Genomic DNA, 22594 nt, shown 5'->3' on the forward strand with positions numbered 1-22594 from the left:
ACCCCTAGTAAATTACCTTTGATTACTATAATTGGCTACCCTTAAGGCTGAGTATTAAAAAACAATTAAAAGTTACACTTGGAGTTTAACCAACTACCTCAAAAGCTCCTGATGCCTCTTCCCTATTAAGAAGTACCTCTCCCCTGTAAGCTCGAAACGCCGGACTTTAAAGTCCGGCGTCCTGGTACTGTAGCCTATAAATTAACTGGTGTTAGTATTGTACGGCAGTTGCCCGATTGAGTGCCTGTTCAATATCAGGTGCCATCGAGCGGGTATACTGATAGCCAATCCGAAATAACTCCCGCGCCTTACCAACGTCGGCCGGACTATAGCCTGCTAAATCAGCAGGCTCCAGCAGTACATCGCAGTGGGAGAACTTTGCCTTCGTTTTACTTTGAACCGCCAAAATGATACTACGCTCAATAACCCCTCGCATCGAACGAATCGGCTTGGTCATGCCAAATGGGTTGCAATGCGCCCCAATCACAAAATCTACTTTATCTTCGATCACATCAACGGGTAAATTATTCAGAACCCCTCCGTCGACAAACTGACGTTTATTAATGAGTAAGGGCTCAAAAATACCCGGCAGGCAACAGGACGCCAGCACCGGGCGAATCAGTTCCCCTTTCTCGAAGATGACCTGCTCGCCAGCGTTGAGGTCAACGGCAACCACGTGTAATGGAATTTGTAATCCCTCAAACGAATCGTGTGGAATATATTTTTTATACAGTTCGGTTGCGGTATCGATTCGCAATAAACCCATGCGATTCCAGGCAGGACGCAAATGCCGCATAAACGACGACGACTCAATTATTTTCAGGCCTTCGTCGGGTGTAAATCCGTGGGCAATCAACGCGCCAACAATGGCTCCGGCGCTGGTTCCGGCAATCTGGTCAAACCCGATTCCCATTTCCTGCAACGCTTTAATAACGCCCAGGTGAGCAATACCACGCGCCCCGCCCCCCGATAATGCCAAACCAATTTTCATACGTTTCAGCTCTTTGATTTGATAACGGTATGTACCGTTTTTTGGTTTGTGTAGTGCGGACGATCGGCCGTTGTAGTGGAAAGCCACACTACACAAATTCCGCCAGTTTCCCTTTCTCCTTAAGACGAACGCCTTTATCGGTGAGCTCAACCGTGGCGGCTTCAGTAACGGGATCATGTTCAAAAACCAGAATCCAGTTTTCCTGAGCGGCCTGTTGTAAGAGTTGCGTCTTCTCGTCCATCGTTAGCAATGGTCGTACATCATAACTCATCACATAAGGTAGCGGAATATGCGCCGAAGATGGAATCAAATCAGCCATATACGCTACCGTCCGATCGTTCACACGAAACAACGGCAAAGCCATTTTTTCGGTATGACCATCCACATAGCGTAAATCAATATCAGCAAAGGGGAACGGGTGTTCCGTCAGGAAGGTCAACTGACCACGTTCCTGCAACGGTATAATGTTTTCATGCAGGAACGACGCTTTTTCTCGTGGGTTTGGGTGTGTGGCCCAATTCCAGTGGTCTGGGTGCACCCAATGGGTAGCGTTCTGAAAAACGGGAGTTAACCGGTCACCATCGCGCTGAACAGCTCCCCCTACATGATCAAAGTGCAGGTGCGTAAGCAACACATCCGTCACATCGGTTTCTGAATACCCTGCCTTATGAATAGAATTCAGCAAATTAGCATCGCCATGTAGGTCATAATGACCGAAAAACTTGGCATCCTGTTTGGTACCAATGCCCGTATCGACCAGTAAGAGTCGGTTACCCTGTTCGTATACTAAACAACGCATAGCCCAGGTACACCGATTTTGTTCATCGGAGGGGTTGAGTTTATTCCAGAGCGGCTTGGGGACAACGCCAAACATGGCCCCGCCATCGAGTTTAAAAAGACCAGTATCGAGGGTTTGGAGAGACATAAACGTGTTTTTTAGCAAGTTAGGATTTTATACCTATTGCCGAAAAACTGTATTAACCAGAAGTTTATTGGCTTGTAAATGACAATTAAAAAGCTGACTACCCATCACAATCAATAAAAACAGTCCCTCCACATAAACATCATCGTCCTGTGAAACACCCAATTGCCTGATTGTGAAATTATAACAAATTTATCACGTTCAAACTTTTCCTCGATATTGGTCGTATAGTTTATACTATACCCTCGCATACGCCATGAAACGCATTGTCCATAAACACCCACTGGCTATTCGGTGGTTTCACTGGATTAACTTTCCAGTTCTGTTCGTTATGATCTGGAGTGGTCTCCTGATTTACTGGGCGTACGATCCTTATAAAATCCAGATCGGCGATTATATCCTGCTGTCGTTCTTTCCCGATGGTTTCTATACGTTCCTGCATGTACCTCGCCGATTAGCCGAAGGAATGGCCTGGCACTGGGTATTTATGTGGCTGTTTATGCTAAACGGTCTGCTCTATGTAGGCTACACATTCATTTCGGGCGAATGGCGGCATCTGGTCCCGAATCGAAACTCGTTTCGGGAGGCCATTCAGGTAACCCTCTACGACTTTGGTCTTCGTAAAACTCAACCGCCCTTTATCAAATACAACGGTGCCCAGAAGATCGCCTATTTTTCCATCATGCTAATGGGCATTGGCTCGGTTCTAACGGGTTTCGCCATTTATAAACCCACCCAATTTTCGTGGCTGACGAGTGTACTGGGAGGCTACAAAGCCGCCCGACTGGAGCATTTCATACTAACGGTTGGCTACGTCCTGTTTTTTGCGATCCACATTTGGCAGGTGATTCGGGCGGGCTGGCAAAACTTCCAGTCGATGGTAACGGGTTTTGAAGTGATAAAGCCGCATAATCCAGAACACCCGGTTACGAACGAACCCGTCATTGATCAACCAATTGAACCGCAACCTGTCGAACCTTCACCTACCCCAACTCCTGCCCTATCATGAGCCAGTCAACAGAACCGAAACTCCCTGAAAGTGATATTCCTGAGTCGGCTGTTCGTCGGCGGATGCTCAAATCGTTTGGCTGGTTTGCAGTGGCCAGCGCCGTACCGGTTGGTGTATATGAGTGGATCACGAAGAGTCCCGGCGCTCAGGGCATTAAACGACCTTTTCGTAACATATTAAATGCCAATGAACAGGTAGCCCGAACGTACTTCAGCAATACGCACTTAGTACCCACATTCTCTATAGCCGATGCAGCAAAGAAAGCACGGGTCAATGGCTATGATGGTATTAAAACCCCCATTCCGGAAGACTGGAAGCTACAGATTGATCAGCCTTCGGAAACAGACCAACCACTCATGCTAACCATTGATGACATTAAAGCCCTGCCCAAACACGAAATCGTGTATGAATTCAAGTGCATTGAGGGCTGGAGTCAGGTGCAGCACTGGGGTGGTGCGCGACTGTCAGACTTTTTGGCGAAACATAAGCTGGGTACCCGAAGTGGCAACGGGCCTAATCCAGATAACACGGACGACCTATACAAGTATGTTGGCATGGAAACACCTGACGAAGGCTATTACGTAGGCATCGACATGGAAAGTGCCTTACATCCGCAAACATTACTGGCCTACGAACTAAACGGGGAACCCATTACAGCGCCCCACGGTGCACCGCTTCGGTTAATTATTCCCGTGAAATACGGCGTAAAAAACCTGAAACGAATTGGTCGAATTTTCTTCTCCGACGAGCGTCCGCGCGATTTCTGGGCTGAACGAGGGTATGATTATTATGTAGGCTTATAAAATCAATAGATCCAACAACTACGCCATGAATTACATCCTCACTCTCCTGACCGCTTTAGGGTTAGCTGCATCATCTCCTTTCGACAAACCGGCAAAACCAGCGGCCCAGCCTGTTATTGTACTGGAGTTATTCACGTCGCAGGGATGTTCTAGCTGCCCGGCCGCCGACAAGGCCTTGCAGGAAATTACCCAGCAAGCCATCCGATCAGGTCAGGCCGTTTATGGGCTATCATTCCACGTCGATTACTGGAACCGGCTGGGCTGGCAGGACCCATTCAGTGCCAAACAATATACCGACCGGCAACGCCAATACGACCGTACCCTGAAAACCCAAACCTACACGCCACAACTGGTCATTAACGGGAAGCAGGATATCGTTGGCGGCCAACGCGGACGTATTGAACAGACTATTCAAACCATTCAGAAACAACCGGCATCGGCTTTTATAGGCGTCGATGGCACAGTTACCCGTGATGGAAAACAGGCAACCGTTTCGTACGAGCTATCTGCCGCCGGCCCTTATCGCGTAAATATAGCTTTGGTCCAGAAAGAAGCCCATACGGCAGTGAAGAACGGCGAGAATGGAGGTCGCACCCTCGTGAACACAAATGTAGTTCGGCAATTCAAAACCGTCGACGAATCAGGGACATCGGGAAAACTGGTTCTTCCCTTACCTACAGATCTGACTACCGATCAAACAGCCGTTCTTGTGTACGTGCAACGAACCGATAACGGGCAGATTGTTGGTGCAAAACAGTTGTGAGAATGAAGCGGTTTACTACTTGGCAAACCGCTTCATTCTCACGTCATGAAACTTTATTTTTCGTTTCTCCTACTTAGTTGGCTAACAGCTTTTTCGGCCTTCGCACAGACCATTCCGTACCCCTATCCGGTACGATACATCACGTTGCATCAAGAGCAAAAAACGATGCGAATGGCGTATATGGATGTAGCTCCCGTCAGTACAGCAAATGGCAAAAGTGTTATTCTGTTTCACGGCAAAAACTTTAATGGCATCTACTGGCGGGATGTGATTGCTTTTCTAAGCAAGGCTGGTTACCGGGTTATTGTGCCCGATCAGGTTGGCTGGGGCAAATCTGATTATCCAGATTTACACTATAGCTTTCATGCCCTGGCAACTAATGACAAACGATTACTTGATTCCCTGAAAATCAACAAGGTAATCGTTATTGCCCATTCGATGGGTGGCATGTTGGCTACGCGATTTACCTTACTCTACCCAACTTTAGTCAGCCAGCTTATTCTGGAGAACCCCATTGGCCTGGAAGACTATCGTTCGTTTGTACCCTATTCGCCCCTCGATAGCCTGTACAAAACAGAAGTAGCAGCTACTTACGAGTCCTACAAGAACTATCAGCAGAGTTATTATCCACAATGGAAGCCTGAATATGAAGAGTGGGTTCGAGCGCAGGCAGCCGCTCTGACCGATCCACGATTCAAGCGCATTGCCTGGGCCAATGCGCTCACCTACCAGATGATTTACGAGCAGCCCGTCTGCTACGAATTCAAAAATATTAAGGTACCTACCCTACTCATCATTGGTCAGGCCGACCGAACCATTGTTGGCAAAGCCCGCGTCCCGAAAACTATAGTCAACCAATATGGCCAATACCCGATCCTGGGTAAGCATACGCAACAGCAGATTCCAGGTAGTCAGTTAGTTGAGCTTCCGGGCGTCGGTCATATTCCACATATACAAACACTGGAAGCCTACAAAAAGGCTGTTCTGGAATTTTTGAAGTAATGGTCCGCTGAATTTTAAACGGACTGGCAAAATCTGAGTTTATATACAATAAGGTACAGGGAACCTTCCTGGACTTCCTGTAAAATCTCAGTTTTTAGAATAGGACTGTAGATTGAACAATTATACTCAACAGATCATGAAAAACATACTCACTAGTTTATCCCTGCTGTTAATGGGAGCGTTAGCAGCAGCCCAGACTAAGCCAGCATCGCCTACGCCACCAGCCGTCATCTCGGTCATTGAGGATGTGAGTGGAAAACACTTCCAGCCCGATACAGCCTTTGCCGCTTTATCAGAGGAGGATGCTACCTTACTGGCGAAGGAACCCATTGCCAACTGGGGTTTGCTACAGGAATCGGGGCCGGCCATGACCTATTCAAATCTGGTCATTGGCACTCGCTCTTACCAGTTGGTTATCACCAAGTTACCCAAAGATGTGTTTCCAACAGCCACGTTGTTACGCTTCGTCAATCCTAAATCAAAGCCGGAGCCTATTGCACGCGGCACACTCAAACCCAAGGCAGAGGAAAAGCTAAAATGATGACTACAAACTAATCGTTTGGCTTCCAGACTTTAACGGCATTGTTTTCCCTTTCCAGCGCAACGTACCCGCTACGTTAGTGGGAAGGGAAACGGTGCCCGTTAAACCGCCTGTAGAGGTTTTCTGAAACTGCACGGCGATCTCACCCGCGGGATGCGGCATCTTTCCCTCAACAGTGGTTAAGTCTCCCAGAAAAGGCTCGATACGAACTGACTTAAAACCTGGCTCGGCAGTTCGAATACCGCAGGTTGTGGAAAGGAATTCGTATAAAGGCGACGCACTCCAAGCATGACAATCAGAGCGAGTCGGTTCGGGATTTTCGGCGAAGGTGGTTAACCCCATCGCCAGCATGTCGCGCCAGGGTTTTAGCTGGACGATGAACTGATCGCCAAGGCCCGTTTTTTTCAAGGCTTCAAATAGATAGAATTTAAAGTAAAACGTCGCTTGCGTTAGTGACGTATCCGCTATGGTTTTCTGCAACAGAGCTGCCTGTTGCGCAACTGGAACAGCATTCGTCAGCACGGCCAGGATATTGGCGTGTTGACTAAAGGAATTCTTATCGGGCGTGTCGGCAAATAAATTACGACTGGCATCCCAACACTGTTCGTATACCGCTTTGTTCAGGCGTCGGGCGAGTTCGCGGTAATGCTCGGCTAGTTCGTTCTTTCCATAATGAGCCAGCAAATCGGCGGCCCGAGTATAGGTATAGGCCTGTTGCAGGGATAGAATACTAGACCCACCTTTACGGGCACCGTTTGGAACACCGCCCGAAATTTCATCTTTCGCATTTTTCCAGGCCGACCAGTCTACAAAGTTCCACCATTCCAGCGGTCCATTGAGCCCTGTTTTGGCCATACGCTGCTCATGCCAGTTCAATACACCCAAAATACCGGGCAGCATCGACTTCACAAATGCATCATCCTCCCGATGCATCCAGTAGTCATGAACCATACACACCCAGAACAATGAAAAAGTCGGAATAACCTGAAAATCAGCTGATGGGTACCGACTTTGCGTCAGGCCATCGTTGAATCGGCTGTGCTCATAATCAGTGATGGCTTTCCGCATCAACCGATCATCGCCCGTTACGTAGAGCGAAATCATGGATTGAATCCGGGTATCGCCTGTGTATTGCAATTGCTCATAATACGGGCAATCGTAATAGGTTTCGCCCGCACAAAGACGGGCCGTTCGCCAGCCAACATTCCAGAGTGCTTTCAGTGTGGTATCGCCCGGCATGGAGGTGCTGGCCGTGAACTTCGCTTTCTCTTCGAACGGATAGCCCGTAAACTTTCCAACCAGATCGTCTAAAATTAATGGCTCCTCTTTCGTTTCAACCGTCAGTTGCAAGTAGCGATACGTGCGAAACCAAAGCGGACGGAAGGTGCGCTTCTCGGAGCCGTCGGCCACGAACTGATCATCGAAACCCCGCATTGTCCGGCCTTCCACCTCATTGCGATTCCCTTTTTTACCTTTTGCGTCGATCAAGGCTTCGGCATAGGATAGTGTTACAACAGCACCCTTTCCTTTGCTCACCGTCAGTTCAGGATAGGCATTCGTAAGGTAGCTCTGGTCGAGCATAAACGTGGCTTTCGTATTAGCCGGAACCGTCCCGGGTGACTTGCCTTGCAAAAAAGCCGCATCCATTTTGCTATTCTCACTCCGCCTGACAGCTGCCAGACGGACAACGTTTTCCTCCATCATCGGGATGGTACGCGGCACAAGGGCCCAGTTTCCATCGGTACCCAGACCACGCGGTTTAGTCGGGAAGCCAAACGGCTTGGCAGCTACCCAGGCTTTATCATCAAACGCAGGCTGCTCCCAGCCCCAGGGGTATTTTGATGCATCGACACGGTCGCCATCGCCCATAACAATGTAGGTTCTCAGCTTAGGAATGTCGTTTTTAATGGGCGAATACGCCGGGTTCTGGAGCACTTTCCAGCTGGCATCGGTATTGACTACCTTTTCGGTTTCGCTATCTCCCTGCAACAGAAAGCCAAGCTGGTAACTCATTTGGGCGAATGGTGCGCTCTCGCCCATGTACCACACCTGCGCTGCCAATACGTTACGACCCGCCTGCAGAAAAGGCGCAAGGTCGAGTGTTTCGTAATTCCAGTTTTGGGTATCACTGCGGGCCGGTCCTAGTGCTACCGACTTGCCATTGACAAACAATCGGTACCGGTTATCGGCCGACACATGAATGACAAACCGAGCTGGCTTTTGCGAAAGATCAATGGCTTTCCGAAAATGATAAATACCATATTGCCGGGTTGGCGCTGTGGGGTGCACGATCCAGCGGGCAGGCCAATATTGGTTCGTCCAATCGGGCGTAACGGTTTGGGCAAAACCAGCCGATTTTATGAATAAAGAGAGGGCGACTAAGAGTATAAATCGTTTCATAAAAGCCAAATAATTCGCAAGATAAGAGACATTTTTACTGGACTTACTGATTATCCGCTTCTCGTTGTACTTTCGCAACAGATTCCCTAACTCTGGTACCCGCATGTATTTCCTTGGATTCGACCTCGGCAGTTCGTCTGTCAAAGCTTGTTTAGTAGATGCCGAAAGCGGCAAAGTTGTAGCCTCGGCTTTTTTCCCTCAGCCTGAAATGGTTATCGAATCTCCGCAAGTGGGGTTCGCTGAACAACAGCCTGAGATCTGGTGGCAAAACGCTTGTTTAGCCAGTAAGGCGGTTATGCAACAGGCTAATATCCAACCCGCTGATGTAAAAGCCATTGGCATTTCGTATCAGATGCATGGTCTGGTGGTGGTTGATAAGGAGTTCAATGTACTGCGACCCTCCATTATCTGGTGCGATAGCCGAGCTGTTCCGTATGGAAATCAGGCGTTCGACGCGCTGGGCCATGATCGAACATTACACCACCTGCTGAACTCGCCTGGCAATTTCACCGCAGCCAAACTCGCTTGGGTGAAAGCCAATGAGCCAGACGTATACGCCCAGGTGGACAAGTTCATGCTCCCCGGCGATTATCTGGCGGCCCGCATGACCGGCGATATTGTCACAACGGCGTCGGGGCTTTCGGAAGGGGCATTCTGGGATTTCCAGGCTAACCAACCTGCCCAGTTCTTACTCGATTATTTCGGTTTCGACTCATCCTTGATCCCAACCATCAAGCCAACCTTTGCTCCACAGGGCGAGATAACGACTTCGGCAGCTGCTGAGTTGGGCCTTGCAGCCGGAACCCCCGTCACCTATCGCGCTGGCGATCAACCGAATAATGCCTTCTCACTGAACGTACTGGAACCAGGTCAGATTGCCGCTACGGCGGGCACATCGGGCGTGGTGTATGGTGTGAGTGATCAGGCTAAATACGACCCAAAATCGCGGGTCAATACGTTTCTACACGTTAGTAACACCATGGAAGCGCCACGCTACGGGGTTCTGCTCTGCGTAAACGGTACAGGCATTCTGAATAGCTGGCTGCGAAATCAGATGCTGAACCGGTCGATTGGCTATGATGAGATGAATAAGCTGGCGCACGAGTCGCCCATTGGTGCCGATGGACTGGTCTGCCTTCCCTTCGGTAACGGTGCCGAGCGTATGCTCGAAAACGCCGATTTAGGAGCGTCGTTTCATGGTCTTCAGTTAACGCGCCACGGGTTACCCCACATGATCCGGGCCGCCCAGGAAGGCATTGTATTTGCCCTGTACTACGGCATTCAGATTATGGAAAGCGTGGGGGTAGGTTTGCAAACCATTCGGGCGGGCGAAGCCAATATGTTCCTTAGTCCCCTCTTCCGCGATACCATGGCCAACCTGACGGGAGCAACTATTGAATTGTACAATACGGATGGTGCCCAGGGCGCTGCCAGAGGAGCTGGCCTGGGACTTGGCCATTACAAAAACGCACAGGAAGCGTTTACCGGATTACACGTCACCAAGACCATCGAGCCCGATATGCGGGCACAGGAAGCCTATCGGGATGCCTATGGGCGGTGGTTGTCTGTTTTACAGTTATAAGCGTTTACTGGAAACTAATTATTCCTATGAACCCCATCTTCGCCAAACTCAATTACAAAGCGCAAGCCGAAATCGCGGTGATTAATTCGCCCGTTGAATTTTCGCCTGTTGTCGACGAGATGCGTCCCCTAACCACCATTGTAACCGATCTCCAACAAATTCAGAAAGGTGAGTTTGCCATTGCCTTCGTAAAAACACAGCAGGAAGTGGATACACTTAGCCCGGTATTAGCAGATAAATTAACCGGTGATGCTATTCTCTGGATGACGTATCCTAAAGGCAGTTCGAAGAAACATAAATGCGATTTCAATCGGGATACCGGCTGGACACTTTTGGGCCAACTGGGCTTTGAGCCCGTTCGGATGGTGGCGATCGACGAAGACTGGAGCGCGCTGCGGTTTCGTCGGGTCGAGTACGTCAAAAAAATGACCCGCCGGGAGAGCGGAGCCCTGACAGAGGCAGGTAAAACAAAAACTACGCAGAAAGGAGTCTGAAAGATTATTGATTACATAAGTTTTGTAAAAGGGTCAAGACCTCGTGCCACGGTTACTTTAGAGTAATATCCAAACCGTGGCACGAGGTCTTGACCCCCTTTTGTGAAAATCAATGAGGAAAAACCAGTGTTAACTCGCTTTTCAACCAAGTATCAACTCAACCACGTTCTCATGTCTGACATTCAGTTAACCCTTGGCGAAAAAACCTATTTCCCTTTTCTGGAAAAGCCGGTTCAATACGAAGGTCGCGAGTCCGATAACCCGCTGGCGTTTAAGTTCTACGATGCCAACCGGCTCATTCTGGGCAAACCGATGAAAGACCTATTTCGATTTGCAACGGCTTACTGGCATACCTTCTGTGGCACCGGTGCCGATCCCTTTGGTCCAGGGGTTAAACATTTTCCCTGGGATGCCAACGCCGATCGGCTGGCTGCGGCTCACGACAAAATGGATGCGGCTTTTGAGTTCATCACGAAAATAGGCATGGAATATTACTGCTTTCACGATGTTGATGTGGCACCCGAAGGCAACTCAAACGCCGAATTCGAGAAAAATTTCCGCGCCATTGTCGACTACGCCAAACAGAAACAGGCAGCCAGTGGGGTAAAACTGCTATGGGGAACGGCCAACCTGTTCTCGCACGAACGCTATATGAACGGGGCGAGTACTAACCCCGATTTTCACGTGCTGGCACACGGCGCCTGGCAGGTGAAGAACGCCATCGACGCAACCATCGAATTAGGCGGTTCGGGCTACACATTCTGGGGAGGTCGGGAAGGCTATATGTCGCTGTTAAACACCAACATGAAACGCGAAACGGAACATTTGGGTAAGTTCCTTCAAATCAGCCGCGATTATGCGCGTAAGCAGGGCTTCAAAGGGTCATTTTACATCGAACCTAAACCCATGGAACCCAGCAAACACCAGTACGATTTCGACGCAGCTACGGTTGTTGGCTTCCTGAATCGCTATGGCTTGCAGGACGATTTCGAACTGAACATTGAAACCAACCACGCTACGCTGGCCAATCATACCTTCGCGCATGAGTTACAGGTGGCGGCCGACAACAATATGCTCGGCAGCATCGACGCCAACCGGGGTGATTACCAAAATGGCTGGGATACCGACCAGTTTCCGGTAGATGTGTATGAGTTAACCGAAGCCATGCTGGTAATTCTGGAAGCGGGTGGACTGAAATCAGGTGGGGTTAATTTCGATGCCAAAACGCGCCGAAATTCTACCGATCTGGAGGACATTTTCATCGCGCACATCGGTGGTATGGACACCTTTGCCAGGGCAGCCATTGCCGCCGAAGCCATTCTGGATAAATCGCAATACAAGAAACTACGCGCCGACCGCTACGCTAGCTACGATTCGGGTGAGGGGGCACGTTTTGAAAAAGGCGAGCTAACGCTCGAAGATCTGCGTGAGTACGCTATGCAAAACGGTGAGCCAAAACAACTCAGTGGCAAGCAGGAATTATATGAAATGATTGTCAATCAGTATATTTAATGCGATGGAACGCTGCTGGTTATGCTCGGCATGATTAGTTTTGATTGTTAGCGTAAATCATATTGATCATAACCAGCAGCATTCCAGTTCTTCTTATGAAAATCATACTCCTTATTCTCGCCTGCCTTCCTGCCTTCGCCCAAACCAGCGAGGACGAAGCGGCTGTCCGCACTACCATAAAGCTGATGTTCGATGGTATGCGAAAAGCTGATTCAACACAGATCAAGAACACCTTTCTACCCGGTGCAACCTTGCAAACCATCGCAAAAAATAAGGAAGGAGCGGTTTCGGTACGGACAGACGACATGGGTAAGTTTGCCGCTTCTGTCACTAAATATCCCGCGTTTACACTCGATGAGCGGCTCTCGGGTATGGAAATAAAGATTGATGCCGAACTGGCTACTGCCTGGACACCCTACGTTTTTTACCTGAAGGAAGCCAAAAGTCACTGTGGCGTCAATGCATTTACCCTCGTGAAAGTGAATGGTAACTGGAAGATTCAAAACATCATTGATACACGCCGGAAAGAAAACTGCCCGGATTTACCGAAGCAATAGCAAGGTTAATGAATAGTGTAAAATGAATAATGGATAATGAACTAGACATTCCCCTACGAATCAACCAATAACATTATCCATTATTCATTATCCATTATCCATTATCCATTATCCATTATCCATTATCCATTATCCATTCACTCCCCTCCCCACTTCGGTTTTCGCTTCTCCAGAAAAGCAGCCATCCCCTCCCTGGCATCGGGAGTTTGTTGAAGCTGTACAAACTGGTCATACAGAAACGCCTGCTGTTCCTCGGATGGCAGGCCGGGCGACGCTTCGCGTTTTAGTTGCTGGTAAGCGCCTAATCCAGCCTGCATCGCTGTTGGCGAAAACTGTTTTAGCTCGTCGATTAAGTTCGTAATTGCAGGATCCAACTCATTGGCAGGAACAACACTCGTTACCAATCCAATTGAGTAGGCTTCTGTGGCCATGAGTGTTCGGGCACGCAGACAAAGATCAAGTGCCGTACGGGCGGGCATAATATCGAGTAATACCGCCAGCACTTGAAACGGAAACAATCCGCGCTTGACTTCAGGCAAACTAAACGTGGCCGACTCAGCTGCTACAACGTAGGTGCTACCTCCTACTAACAAAAATCCACCGGCATACACTGGTCCCTGCACGCGTGCAATGCAGGGTTTGTGTAATTCCGCCAGCAACTCTCCCAACCGAACTGGCCCTGATGGTTCAGGTACGGTCATTACCTCCTGATCACCCGATGAGAGGCTTTTCAGGTCCATTCCGGCACAAAATGTATCGCCCGCAGCTGCCAGCACCACCAGCCAAACATCGGTTGTAAAGTGAGCGTATGCCAGCGCGAAGGCCAGTTCCGCCAACATGGGCGGGTTGAGCGCATTCTTCTTTTCAGGGCGATTCAGGGTGATGGTTAGTACGTGATCATCCAGCGATGCCATGAGGTATCGAAAGCCTTCGGAGGGTAACTGAGTGACTTGTTCAGCAGTGTACAGCATAGGCAGAAAGATACATAAATACCGTTAAAGAAATCTTCAGAAACAAGTATATGGTTATGTGTGCATTTGCAGTTAGCTAGGAAAAGCGCTATCCTTTCCCCTTATCTATTCATGAAAACGTTCCTGGTTCTATCTCTGACATTCCTGAGCATTCAACTAGCACAGGCGACTCATTTAATTGGTGGTTATATTCAGGCTAAAGCGGCTTCGGGCTCCTCGTTGACGTATGAGATTACGGTAACCCTCTACTCGTATATAGGCCCTGCCACAACGGAGGCATCGTCCATAAGTGTTTGCTTTGGCGATGGTAATACAGCTACAGTCACTCGCGCAAGCTTGGTAAATGTTCCGCTTGGTAGCAACAATATCAGTTCAGGTATTGGCATTAACACCTACCGGATCAACCATACGTATGCCGGACCGGGCGTATATACCCTAATGACATCACTAACTAACCGAACACCAGCCGTCAACGTCCTGAACAGTACAGTGCAACAGGAACCGCTAGCGCTTACAACTACGTTTACAACCGTTTCGGCGGCAAATCAAACCCCATCTCTATCCATTCCGACAACAGGACTATATATCCCTATAAACCAGAAAATTACACTCCCACTTCACGCGATAGATGTCGATGGCGACAGCCTGGTTTATGGGCTCGCTAAATCACAGACGAACACAATGAGTGATTTTTGTAATTATCGGCAAATGTCTACTTACCAGTTTCCGAACGATGCGACGCATCAGGGAACCTATAAACTCAACAGTCGCACAGGAGATTTAACATGGGATGCACCCACTAAACTGGGCAACTACACTATTGTTATCTCAATAAGTGAATATCGTAATGGTGTTCTTCTCAGTCAAACAGCCCAGGAAATTATGGTAATCGTTGCCGACCTACCCGGTACGCCAAGTACCATTCCGGCTTACGAACCTGCTATTGAAGGAAATGGTATCATCACCGCGATACCAAATTATGTAGACTCCGATATGGTACTCACCGCCTTTCCCAGCCCCGTAGAGGACCGCTTGCAGGTCGTTATTCAAACCAGTAATCCAACCACAGCTACTCTACAATTACTAGACATAAACGGCCGAAACGTACACGAACAGACCTTCAATCGGGTTTCCCGTGAGCACGAGCAAAGTATCAATATGACTAGCTTGGCACCAGGCACCTATTTGGTTCGGGCTATGGTTAGTGGACGGTCGTTGTTACGGAAGATTGTGAAGCGATAGTTTTCTAGTTACTTTGGTTGCTTTTCATATGCCATATCTTGAAGATATGGCATATGAAAAGCAACCAAAGTAACTAGAAAAGCTGTTTCCAGGTGCCTTTTACCCAGTTATATTTGAGGGTGCTGGGCAAGGCTCGCCAGAAGTATTTGTTCACTTCAACGGCAAAAGAAGGCTGCATATAACAGTTAATGGCACAGCCCTCGCAAGCGGGCAAACGACCTTCCAGGGCTACTAATTTCTGTACCTCACTGGATTGATAGAGATTGTACAGATTATTATCAATAGCGAAGTCTTTCAGGCCCAGATGGTAGCAGGGCAGGACAAGTTTGTTTTCGGGAGAGATTACGATTGTGGTGCTGGCCGCCCGACAAATCGGCTCTTCGATATGATTGCCGCCATCGCGCCGGAGTTGAATAAATCCTTCGTTGAGGTAAACGTTTTTCTGTTTTCCCCACCATGATAGCTGACGGAGCGTATCCTCCGAAAGCCGATCACCGGTTTCGACTGTGTTGTACTCGAATACGGGGTTCAGAATCAGTACCAGATCGTTTGGCAGGCAAACTTCTTCGTGCATTTGCCTGATTTGATGCACGTTATGTTCAAATACCGTAAACAGAATATCCGGGCGTTCCCCCAACTGCCGGGCAATGCCAATCGACTCCATCACTTTATCAAAACATTTTACGCCCCGTGAGCGGTCGTGTTCGTCAGCAATTGGCGAATCGAGCGAAAAGTGGAGCATGTCAATCAGTCCCCGCAGTCGTTCGGCTTGTTTGGGGTACAGCAGCGCGTTGGTTGTAACGGTAGTTATGAGGCCGAGTTGTTTGGCTTCCTGTAGCAGTTCGGGAAGTTGGCGATGCAGCAAGGGTTCGCCCCCGGTGAAATCTATAACGCGAACCCCTAATTTTTTGAGATCCCGAAAATTCTGACGGGCATTCTCAAGCGTCACATAAGGCGAAGGGCGCTCCCAGATGTCGCAAAAACTACAGCTCGCATTGCAGCGATACGTCAGGTAGTAATTGCACAGAACCGGGTGGGAGACAATTCGCATGGGGCAGGGAGCACGGGGCACGGGGCACTGAGCATTCCCTGCTCTGCGCTCCCTGCTCCATGCTATAGAAGCATTTTAAACAACGTCACAACCTTATCTTTCAGGTCTTTCCGGTCCACAATGAAATCGAGGAAGCCGTGATCCAGTACAAACTCGGCGCTTTGAAAGCCTTTTGGTAAGTCTTTCCCAATGGTTTCGCGGATAACACGAGGGCCGGCAAAACCAATTAAGGCTTCAGGTTCTGCAATGTTAAAATCGCCAAGCATCGCGTATGAAGCCGTAACTCCACCCGTTGTAGGATCGGTCAGCAGAGAAACATAGGGCAATTTAGCCTTGTCTAACAGGGCGAGTTTAGCAGAGGTTTTGGCCATTTGCATCAGCGAAAAACCAGCTTCCATCATACGCGCTCCCCCCGATCGCGAAATCATCAGGAAAGGCGTCTTATTTTTAATGGCGTGATCAATTGCGCGGGCTATTTTTTCACCGACAACCGATCCCATCGACCCCCCAATGAAGTTAAAATCCATTACGGCCATGGTTACCATCAGCCCATTCACAGGCCCATAGGCTGTGCGAACGGCATCTTTCAACCCTGTTTTTTCAATGGTGGCTTTCACCCGTGATGGGTAGGGCTTGGTGTCAACGAAATTCAGTGGATCGGCCGACTGCATGTTTGCATCAAGTTCGGTAAATTCATTCTCATCGAACAGGATGGAGAAATAGGCCTCGGAACCAATTTTCTCATGATAATTGCAATGTACGCAGGTATACGCGTTGAGTTTATGCTCCCGCGTCTGCATTGCTTTTTTACAGTTCGGACACTGATACCACAACCCATCGGGAGCCTCCCGCTTCATTTCGGTTGGGGTCTGAATACCTTTATCTTTTCGGACGAACCAGGACATTTTCAGTAAGTAGTTAGCAAGAAAGGGTCGTAAAGGTACAAAGAAAACAAGACCAACCAGTAAAAGTTGGTGTGATGGCACTCCAGGACAAGTCGTGTTTTTGACAGGATTACAGGATTAAGAGGATGGCAGAAAAAAGAATGATGCTGTTAATCCTGTAATCCTGTCAAAAAAATAAATTAAGAGCCGAGCCGTCTTTGCCCAAAACCAGATAGTCGTTTTACGGCTTATCTGATTTTTTTATGCCCGATAAAGTTGTTGATTTGCCCCATGAAACATGCATTCACGGTTTTACTGATGGGCGTTACGTTATCCGCCTTTGGTCAGGCTTCGGTAGCCTACTACCCTTTCAACAACATTGTTACGGTCAGTTCCAACGCCGACCGAGCCTTCTGGTTTGACGGTCGCCTGCAAACCAACACTATTTTCGGATCGCTCAGTACCACGTTGTGCCCCATGGTGAATGTGTCCAGAAAAAGTCAGGTAAATTTTTACACAGGGCTGGGGGTTCGCTTCAATGCGCTCAACGGCATTGATGACCGGGATATTCTGGAGGGGTATTCTTTGCATGTTGGTGCTAGGATTAAACCGCTCACATTCATGCCTAACCTGCGTGTGGCCTTTGAAATAGCGCCTTATTCACGCAAAGATTTTAAGACCGGGAATCTGCAGTCGTTCCTGGGGCTGGTATATCAGTTTAGTAAAAAGGGGAAATAAAAGGAGGAGAGGGAGGAAGGAGTAAAGGGACGAAAGGAAAATGCTTATCCCCTCCTCCCTTTACTCCTTCCTCCCTCTCCTCCTCTATTTGTTATTATACGACATCGTACCGTGTTCGAGCTTATCAGCCCGGTCGAACAGTTGTAAAGCCTTTTGGTAGGTATCATCCGTTTGGCCGATGACCCGGAAGAACTCGTTATTCTGTCCAGCTTTGTTGTTCTTCTGGTACACAGAGCGCGCTACCAATGCCTTTATCTGGTTACGAATGTAGTTTTTCGAGCGGTTATACTCCTTCTCGTTAAACTTGATCCCCTCACTGGTTGCGATTTTCACTAGGCGGCCCATTTGCTCATCGTTGATCGTAACGGTACGATTGAACTCATCAAAAGGCATTTTTTCCAGTTTTTTTCGATTGTCATTTGCGTATTCCATAGCAAACTCACGGATGATACTCTTGCCGTACAGTTGTACTAGATAGGCTGTTTGCCAGGTCGAATCACGTGGAATGAAATAGTCAGGTGTAATACCGCCCCCGCCATACACAACCCGACCGCCATCCGTCTTGAACTTCAGTTTGGGGTCATTTTTAATGGAATCGGCGATGTAATATTCACCCCGTTTCGAGCGCTGTTCGAGATCTTTTTCATAGTCTCCTTCATGACCGGGTACGTAGGGTTTTTGAATACTCCGCCCGCTGGGTGTGTAATAGCGCGAGATCGTTAACCGCAGTTCGGAGCCATCGGAAAGTGTCACGGGCATTTGCACCAACCCTTTCCCAAACGACCGCCGACCGGCAATCAACGCGCGATCATGGTCCTGCAATGCACCCGATACAATTTCAGAAGCCGATGCGCTGCCCTCATCAACCAGTACAACCAGGGCGCCCTCTTCAAACTGCCCGGCAATGTGTGCATAGGTTTTCCGATCGTAACGATTGTCTTTCCCATCGGTATACACCAGAAGTTTATTGCCTGAGATGAATTCATCGGCAATGTTCGTTGCCCGGTCCATATAACCACCAGGATTGTTCCGTAAGTCCATCATCAACTGTGTCATCCCCTGCGATTTAAGCGAAGACAGTGCGGTTTTGAACTCGTCGTAAGTTGTTTCAGAGAAGCGGTTGATTTTGATATAGCCTGTTTTGGCATCAATCATATAAGCCGCATCGACCGAGTAGGTCGGAATCCGGTCGCGGGTTACGGTAAACTCCTTTGGTTGTTTATCGCCCTTCCGTAAAATAGTTAGTTTAACATCAGTACCTCGTTTACCACGCAAGGCTTTAAAAACAGCGCTGTTTTCAATTTTGGTACCTGCCAGCGGTTTATCATCCACCTTAATGATCTTATCGCCACTCAAAATTCCGGCGGATTCAGAAGGGCCGCCGGCCAAGGGCGTAACCACGTAAACAGTGTCTTTGTAGATATTAAATTCTACCCCAATGCCATCGAAACCACCTTCCAACTGCGACCGGGCCGCAACAGCATCCTGTGGGTTCATGTAGGCCGTGTGTGGATCAAGTTTTTCGAGCATTTTCGTGATCGAATAATCGACCAGATCGTCCGTATTAACCGTATCGACGTAGTTATTTTCAATCAGTCGCAAAATTTCCTGGTACTTGGCATAGCCTCGTCCAATGCTATTCATGCTTTTAGTGCCGCCAAAAAAAGTAGCGCCAATAAGCATTCCTCCAGCCAGCGTGATACCCAGAATCATAGGTAATCGAACTGTTGCTTTATCGTTCTGAATGACACGTTTAGGCATATTGGCCTCACGATCCGACGATTCATTCGCAGTATTAGTATTCTCCTCCATTCGTTCGTCCCTTAACTGGTGTCTTAATCTAGTTCCATAACGTTTTGAAGATAGCGAAATGTTTGCCAGAAATAGGGTTAAAACTTAAAAAAACATAAAAGCACGTATTCCTCTAGTTTACGGCCCTTGCCAGGAGCTTAAACCAGCGAAATACGTGCATCAGCTATTGTTAGGGTTGATACTCATTCAGTGTATACACCGTTACGCCAGGCATCGCTTTAAGCAGGCTCACCATTAGTTCCCGATGCGAAGCACCCACCCCAACAACAACTCGCCGAAAGCCTGCCTGTCGGGCGCGGTTCACGATATTCTGGCACATGCCTTTGTTACGAAGGGTCCAGTAGTTCAGCATCTCACGCACGCCGTTTTCAGGAAAACCTTTCAGCCCAAATAGGTACCGATTCCCGTAGAAATTGCCAAAATCGGTGTACTTATCCCAGTCAGCGGTGTTCAGAAATTCCGTCGATTTACCGGCTTGGTTCGCTTTATTCAGTAATCGCTGTAGTGAATTATTTTCATTCACTAGCTTCTCATAGGTCCGATAGTCAGTGGAGTTTGTATCGGCTTCAATTGCCTTCTCGAAAATCTTATACAATGAGTCTGTTTTGTCCCAGGCAGCACTCCAGGGCGTGTTATATTTCTGACAGTCCATTGGCCTGATTTTATCCAGCTTCAGCGACTGAGCGATCGGATGGAAGATGTTGTAGTATTCGTTCGTACGCCGAAAACCAGCGTTTTTCAGGGAATCAACGGGGCCGAGTATGCGGGTAAACGTAGCTACTTCTTCGGCACCGAACGCGGAACGCATTTTATCAAGCAGGTAAAACTGATAGGAAGCATTCCCAAAATCGTGCGTCAGAAATAAGGCATGCGCCAACTTCATGCGCTCCTGATGAAAATACGGATGCTTCTGAAGCAACTTATACTGACGAGCAATGAATGCTTGCGGATGTTTCGGCAAAGGATAGCCTACTTTGGTGAGGTAGGCCAGTCGTTTATCAATAGCTTCTTTGTTCCAATGGCGATCCAGCGCATCGTAATCCTCGGGCGAAAGGTTTTCACCAAATACAGCATCCGGTTTAAACGCAAGTGCTTTATTAATTGGGTACGAGAAGTCTTCAATAGGTTTAGCACCATAATCGTGAGCAGCGGCAATAAACAGGACTTCGAGGGGCTGATTAGTCTTACCTGATTGGGCAGTGGCCAGAAATGAGACAGTTGTCAGCAAAAGTGAGAGGAGCAATTTCATGGTGGTTACAACTATGTTGGTGAATTGATGGGTCAAAAGTGCAGCCTCCCTCCTGCCTTAACCAAGTCTATTCGACCAACACCACTGTTAAATCGGCTAACAGTTTTCTGAACCGACCAACGCTTATTTAACATCACACACGCGTTGGTCGGTCAAAACCAGGTGTTGGTCGATTGAACTTGCTCATCCGGGTTTAGCTACTGTATTTCGTACTCCCGTCGATATGCTATTGCCATGATCCTGAGTATACCTGCCTTCCTTAACAACCGTACGCGTGTTCGTAATCTGCTCTATTTGTTACTTTGGGCCATTATGATGTTAACGAACGCCTATGAACCGCAAACGGATTCACTGGTTTTTAACGAGCTGGAAATTTCATTTAGTTTCTCATTCTGGTTCACCGCCTGGTTTGAACACGCTGTTGTACTCACCCGTTACCTCAGTCGCAGGCAAATAGGATGGGCTATTCTGGGATCGACAGTGGCTATTTTAGGGTTCGTTATTATTCGCTATCTATTGGAACAAGTCCTCTTCTGGCACCTGTTTGGCTTCACCAATTATGATCCGAACGTTTCTACAATCGCGTATGCCTGGGATAATCGATACTATGCGTTTTGGGCAATTGGCATAGGGCTGGCATTCAAAATTATTGAAGATTGGTTCGTCCATGAACAGGAACGAACCGCTCTCGTCAGCGAACGAAATACGGCCGAGCTGGCTTTCCTGAAATCGCAGGTGAATCCGCACTTCTTGTTCAATACGCTCAACAACATCTATTCACTTGCCTACACCAAATCGGATGCGGCACCGGGTGCCATTCTTAAACTGTCGGAATTGATGCGGTATATGCTCTACGATAGCAATGGCCAAAGTGGAGGAACCGGGCGCGTTTCTTTATCGAAAGAAGTGGCTTATCTGCAAAACTACGTTGAGCTTGAAAAACTTCGGGTAGCTAATGCCAATGTCCTGTTCAGCATAGATGGAAATACCGATCTGTTTCGTATCGAGCCCCTGCTGCTGGTATCGTTCGTTGAGAATGCATTCAAGCACGGCGACTTAACCGATCCCAATCAGCCCTTAGTTCTTGATTTGAGTGTACGAAACGGTAGATTGCGCTTTGATACACTCAACAAAAAAATAAACCGCCAAACAGATTCATCTGGTGGTATTGGTCTGGCAAATGTACAGCGCCGACTATCGTTGCTGTATCCTAATCAGCACACGCTTCATATCACCAATGATCCGGATACTTACGCCTGTTCGCTGGAATTGACGTTGTAATTTCTACCTAAAGACCTTATTATGCGCTGCCTGATTGTTGACGATGAACCCCTTGCTCATGCCATTTTGAGTGACTACATCCGAAAAGTGCCTTTTCTGGAACTGATTGGCGCAACAACCAGCCCTATTGACGCCTTAACCCGCGTACAACGGGGAGAAGTAGACCTTGTGTTCCTGGACATTCAAATGCCGGAACTCACAGGAATACAGTTCCTGAAACTGGTAGAGAACGTCGTAAATAGCCACAAATGCCGGGTTATCCTTACCACTGCCTACTCCACGTACGCCCTGGAAGGTTACGAACATAATGTGGTCGATTACCTGCTCAAACCGGTTTCCTTCGAGCGCTTCTACAAAGCCGTGCAAAAGCTATTCCCTCTCATTTCGCCAGTTGCAGTTGCCCCTAATCCGGCTATGGATCATGACACGAATAACCCGCCGGAAGCACCAGCCAAAGAGTTCATTTTTGTTAAGACCGAATATCGATTACAGCGCGTTGGCCTGAGTGACATTCTCTACTGCGAAGGCTTAAAAGATTACGTATCTATTTATACCCCGACAGAACGTATTCTGGTCCTTCAAACCATGAAAAGTCTGGAAGAAAAACTCCCCGCGAATCAGTTTGCACGCGTCCACAAATCCTACATTGTTGCTCTCAATCGTATCGAATCCATCGAGAAAAACAGAATTTACATTGATCACCCCGGTCGGGCGCAGGATGTGATTCCCATTGGCGAAACCTATCGGGATGCTTTCTATCGACTTATTGAGGAGTAGCCTGGTGGCTTAC

Annotated in this window: 21 protein-coding genes; 13 read left to right on the forward strand and 8 right to left on the reverse strand. The window is 48.3% G+C overall.

Annotated elements, in window-relative coordinates; genetic code table 11:
• Window positions 1-211 precede the first annotated feature (211 nt).
• Window positions 212-991, reverse strand: a complete 780-nt coding sequence (locus ACYVGO_RS12975; RefSeq protein WP_142771161.1) for a patatin-like phospholipase family protein — start codon at window positions 989-991, stop codon at window positions 212-214.
• A gap of 88 nt (window positions 992-1079) precedes the next feature.
• Entirely contained in the window at window positions 1080-1916 is an 837-nt protein-coding gene (locus ACYVGO_RS12980; RefSeq protein WP_460969629.1) for an MBL fold metallo-hydrolase, read from the reverse strand.
• Window positions 1917-2169: 253 nt separating this feature from the next.
• Between ACYVGO_RS12980 and ACYVGO_RS12985 the strand changes: the two genes are divergently transcribed.
• The 5 genes from ACYVGO_RS12985 (at window position 2170) to ACYVGO_RS13005 (ending at window position 6031) form a co-directional block, all read left to right on the forward strand.
• Window positions 2170-2922: a cytochrome b/b6 domain-containing protein gene (locus tag ACYVGO_RS12985; protein WP_460969630.1), complete on the forward strand. Its 753-nt coding sequence runs from the start codon at window positions 2170-2172 to the stop codon at window positions 2920-2922.
• Window positions 2919-3725 carry a molybdopterin-dependent oxidoreductase gene (locus ACYVGO_RS12990; protein ID WP_460969631.1) on the forward strand — a complete coding sequence of 269 codons (807 nt, stop codon included), beginning with the start codon at window positions 2919-2921 and terminating at the stop codon, window positions 3723-3725. The genes ACYVGO_RS12985 and ACYVGO_RS12990 overlap by 4 nt, the downstream gene beginning before the upstream one ends.
• Window positions 3726-3750: 25 nt before the next feature.
• Window positions 3751-4488, forward strand: a complete 738-nt coding sequence (locus ACYVGO_RS12995) for a DUF1223 domain-containing protein (protein ID WP_142771157.1) — start codon at window positions 3751-3753, stop codon at window positions 4486-4488.
• A 45-nt stretch (window positions 4489-4533) separates the two neighbouring features.
• A complete protein-coding gene (locus ACYVGO_RS13000; protein WP_460969632.1) occupies window positions 4534-5490 on the forward strand; it encodes an alpha/beta fold hydrolase in 957 nt (318 codons plus the stop codon).
• A 136-nt stretch (window positions 5491-5626) separates the two neighbouring features.
• The gene (locus ACYVGO_RS13005; RefSeq protein ID WP_142771155.1) at window positions 5627-6031 is read left to right on the forward strand and encodes a hypothetical protein; all 405 of its coding nucleotides are present in this window, start codon (window positions 5627-5629) and stop codon (window positions 6029-6031) included.
• A gap of 3 nt (window positions 6032-6034) precedes the next feature.
• Here the strand turns inward: ACYVGO_RS13005 and ACYVGO_RS13010 are convergent, their stop codons facing one another.
• Window positions 6035-8431 carry a family 78 glycoside hydrolase catalytic domain gene (locus ACYVGO_RS13010; protein WP_460969633.1) on the reverse strand — a complete coding sequence of 799 codons (2397 nt, stop codon included), beginning with the start codon at window positions 8429-8431 and terminating at the stop codon, window positions 6035-6037.
• Window positions 8432-8534: 103 nt separating this feature from the next.
• Here ACYVGO_RS13010 and ACYVGO_RS13015 point away from each other — a divergent pair, with 103 nt between their 5' ends.
• The 4 genes from ACYVGO_RS13015 (at window position 8535) to ACYVGO_RS13030 (ending at window position 12576) form a co-directional block, all read left to right on the forward strand.
• Window positions 8535-10013, forward strand: a complete 1479-nt coding sequence (locus tag ACYVGO_RS13015) for a xylulokinase (RefSeq protein WP_460969634.1) — start codon at window positions 8535-8537, stop codon at window positions 10011-10013.
• Between the two features lie 26 nt (window positions 10014-10039).
• Window positions 10040-10507: a hypothetical protein gene (locus ACYVGO_RS13020; RefSeq protein WP_460969635.1), complete on the forward strand. Its 468-nt coding sequence runs from the start codon at window positions 10040-10042 to the stop codon at window positions 10505-10507.
• 171 nt (window positions 10508-10678) lie between these two features.
• Window positions 10679-12019, forward strand: coding sequence for a xylose isomerase (xylA, locus tag ACYVGO_RS13025; RefSeq protein WP_460969637.1), 1341 nt, complete (start codon window positions 10679-10681; stop codon window positions 12017-12019).
• A 95-nt stretch (window positions 12020-12114) separates the two neighbouring features.
• Window positions 12115-12576 carry a DUF2059 domain-containing protein gene (locus ACYVGO_RS13030; RefSeq protein WP_460969638.1) on the forward strand — a complete coding sequence of 154 codons (462 nt, stop codon included), beginning with the start codon at window positions 12115-12117 and terminating at the stop codon, window positions 12574-12576.
• Between the two features lie 137 nt (window positions 12577-12713).
• On the opposite strand, the gene ACYVGO_RS13035 is transcribed toward ACYVGO_RS13030, so the two are convergent.
• A complete protein-coding gene (locus tag ACYVGO_RS13035; RefSeq protein ID WP_460969639.1) occupies window positions 12714-13547 on the reverse strand; it encodes an enoyl-CoA hydratase-related protein in 834 nt (277 codons plus the stop codon).
• A gap of 111 nt (window positions 13548-13658) precedes the next feature.
• Between ACYVGO_RS13035 and ACYVGO_RS13040 the strand changes: the two genes are divergently transcribed.
• Window positions 13659-14789, forward strand: coding sequence for a T9SS type A sorting domain-containing protein (locus ACYVGO_RS13040; protein ID WP_460969640.1), 1131 nt, complete (start codon window positions 13659-13661; stop codon window positions 14787-14789).
• A 73-nt stretch (window positions 14790-14862) separates the two neighbouring features.
• Here ACYVGO_RS13040 and ACYVGO_RS13045 read toward each other — a convergent pair whose 3' ends face one another.
• Both ACYVGO_RS13045 and accD read right to left on the reverse strand, forming a co-directional pair.
• Window positions 14863-15840, reverse strand: coding sequence for a radical SAM protein (locus tag ACYVGO_RS13045; protein ID WP_142771147.1), 978 nt, complete (start codon window positions 15838-15840; stop codon window positions 14863-14865).
• A 62-nt stretch (window positions 15841-15902) separates the two neighbouring features.
• Window positions 15903-16745, reverse strand: coding sequence for an acetyl-CoA carboxylase, carboxyltransferase subunit beta (gene accD / locus ACYVGO_RS13050; protein ID WP_460969641.1), 843 nt, complete (start codon window positions 16743-16745; stop codon window positions 15903-15905).
• Window positions 16746-17015: 270 nt separating this feature from the next.
• Between accD and ACYVGO_RS13055 the strand changes: the two genes are divergently transcribed.
• Window positions 17016-17462: a hypothetical protein gene (locus ACYVGO_RS13055; RefSeq protein WP_460969642.1), complete on the forward strand. Its 447-nt coding sequence runs from the start codon at window positions 17016-17018 to the stop codon at window positions 17460-17462.
• Between the two features lie 84 nt (window positions 17463-17546).
• Here ACYVGO_RS13055 and ACYVGO_RS13060 read toward each other — a convergent pair whose 3' ends face one another.
• Window positions 17547-19274: a S41 family peptidase gene (locus ACYVGO_RS13060; protein ID WP_142771144.1), complete on the reverse strand. Its 1728-nt coding sequence runs from the start codon at window positions 19272-19274 to the stop codon at window positions 17547-17549.
• Window positions 19275-19443: 169 nt separating this feature from the next.
• Window positions 19444-20523 carry a DUF5694 domain-containing protein gene (locus tag ACYVGO_RS13065; RefSeq protein ID WP_460969643.1) on the reverse strand — a complete coding sequence of 360 codons (1080 nt, stop codon included), beginning with the start codon at window positions 20521-20523 and terminating at the stop codon, window positions 19444-19446.
• 234 nt (window positions 20524-20757) lie between these two features.
• Between ACYVGO_RS13065 and ACYVGO_RS13070 the strand changes: the two genes are divergently transcribed.
• On the forward strand, window positions 20758-21804 hold the full coding sequence (locus tag ACYVGO_RS13070) for a sensor histidine kinase (protein ID WP_460969644.1): 1047 nt from the start codon (window positions 20758-20760) through the stop codon (window positions 21802-21804).
• A gap of 21 nt (window positions 21805-21825) precedes the next feature.
• Entirely contained in the window at window positions 21826-22581 is a 756-nt protein-coding gene (locus tag ACYVGO_RS13075; protein ID WP_142771141.1) for a LytR/AlgR family response regulator transcription factor, read from the forward strand.
• Window positions 22582-22594 lie beyond the last annotated feature (13 nt).

Source organism: Spirosoma migulaei (assembly GCF_054776855.1).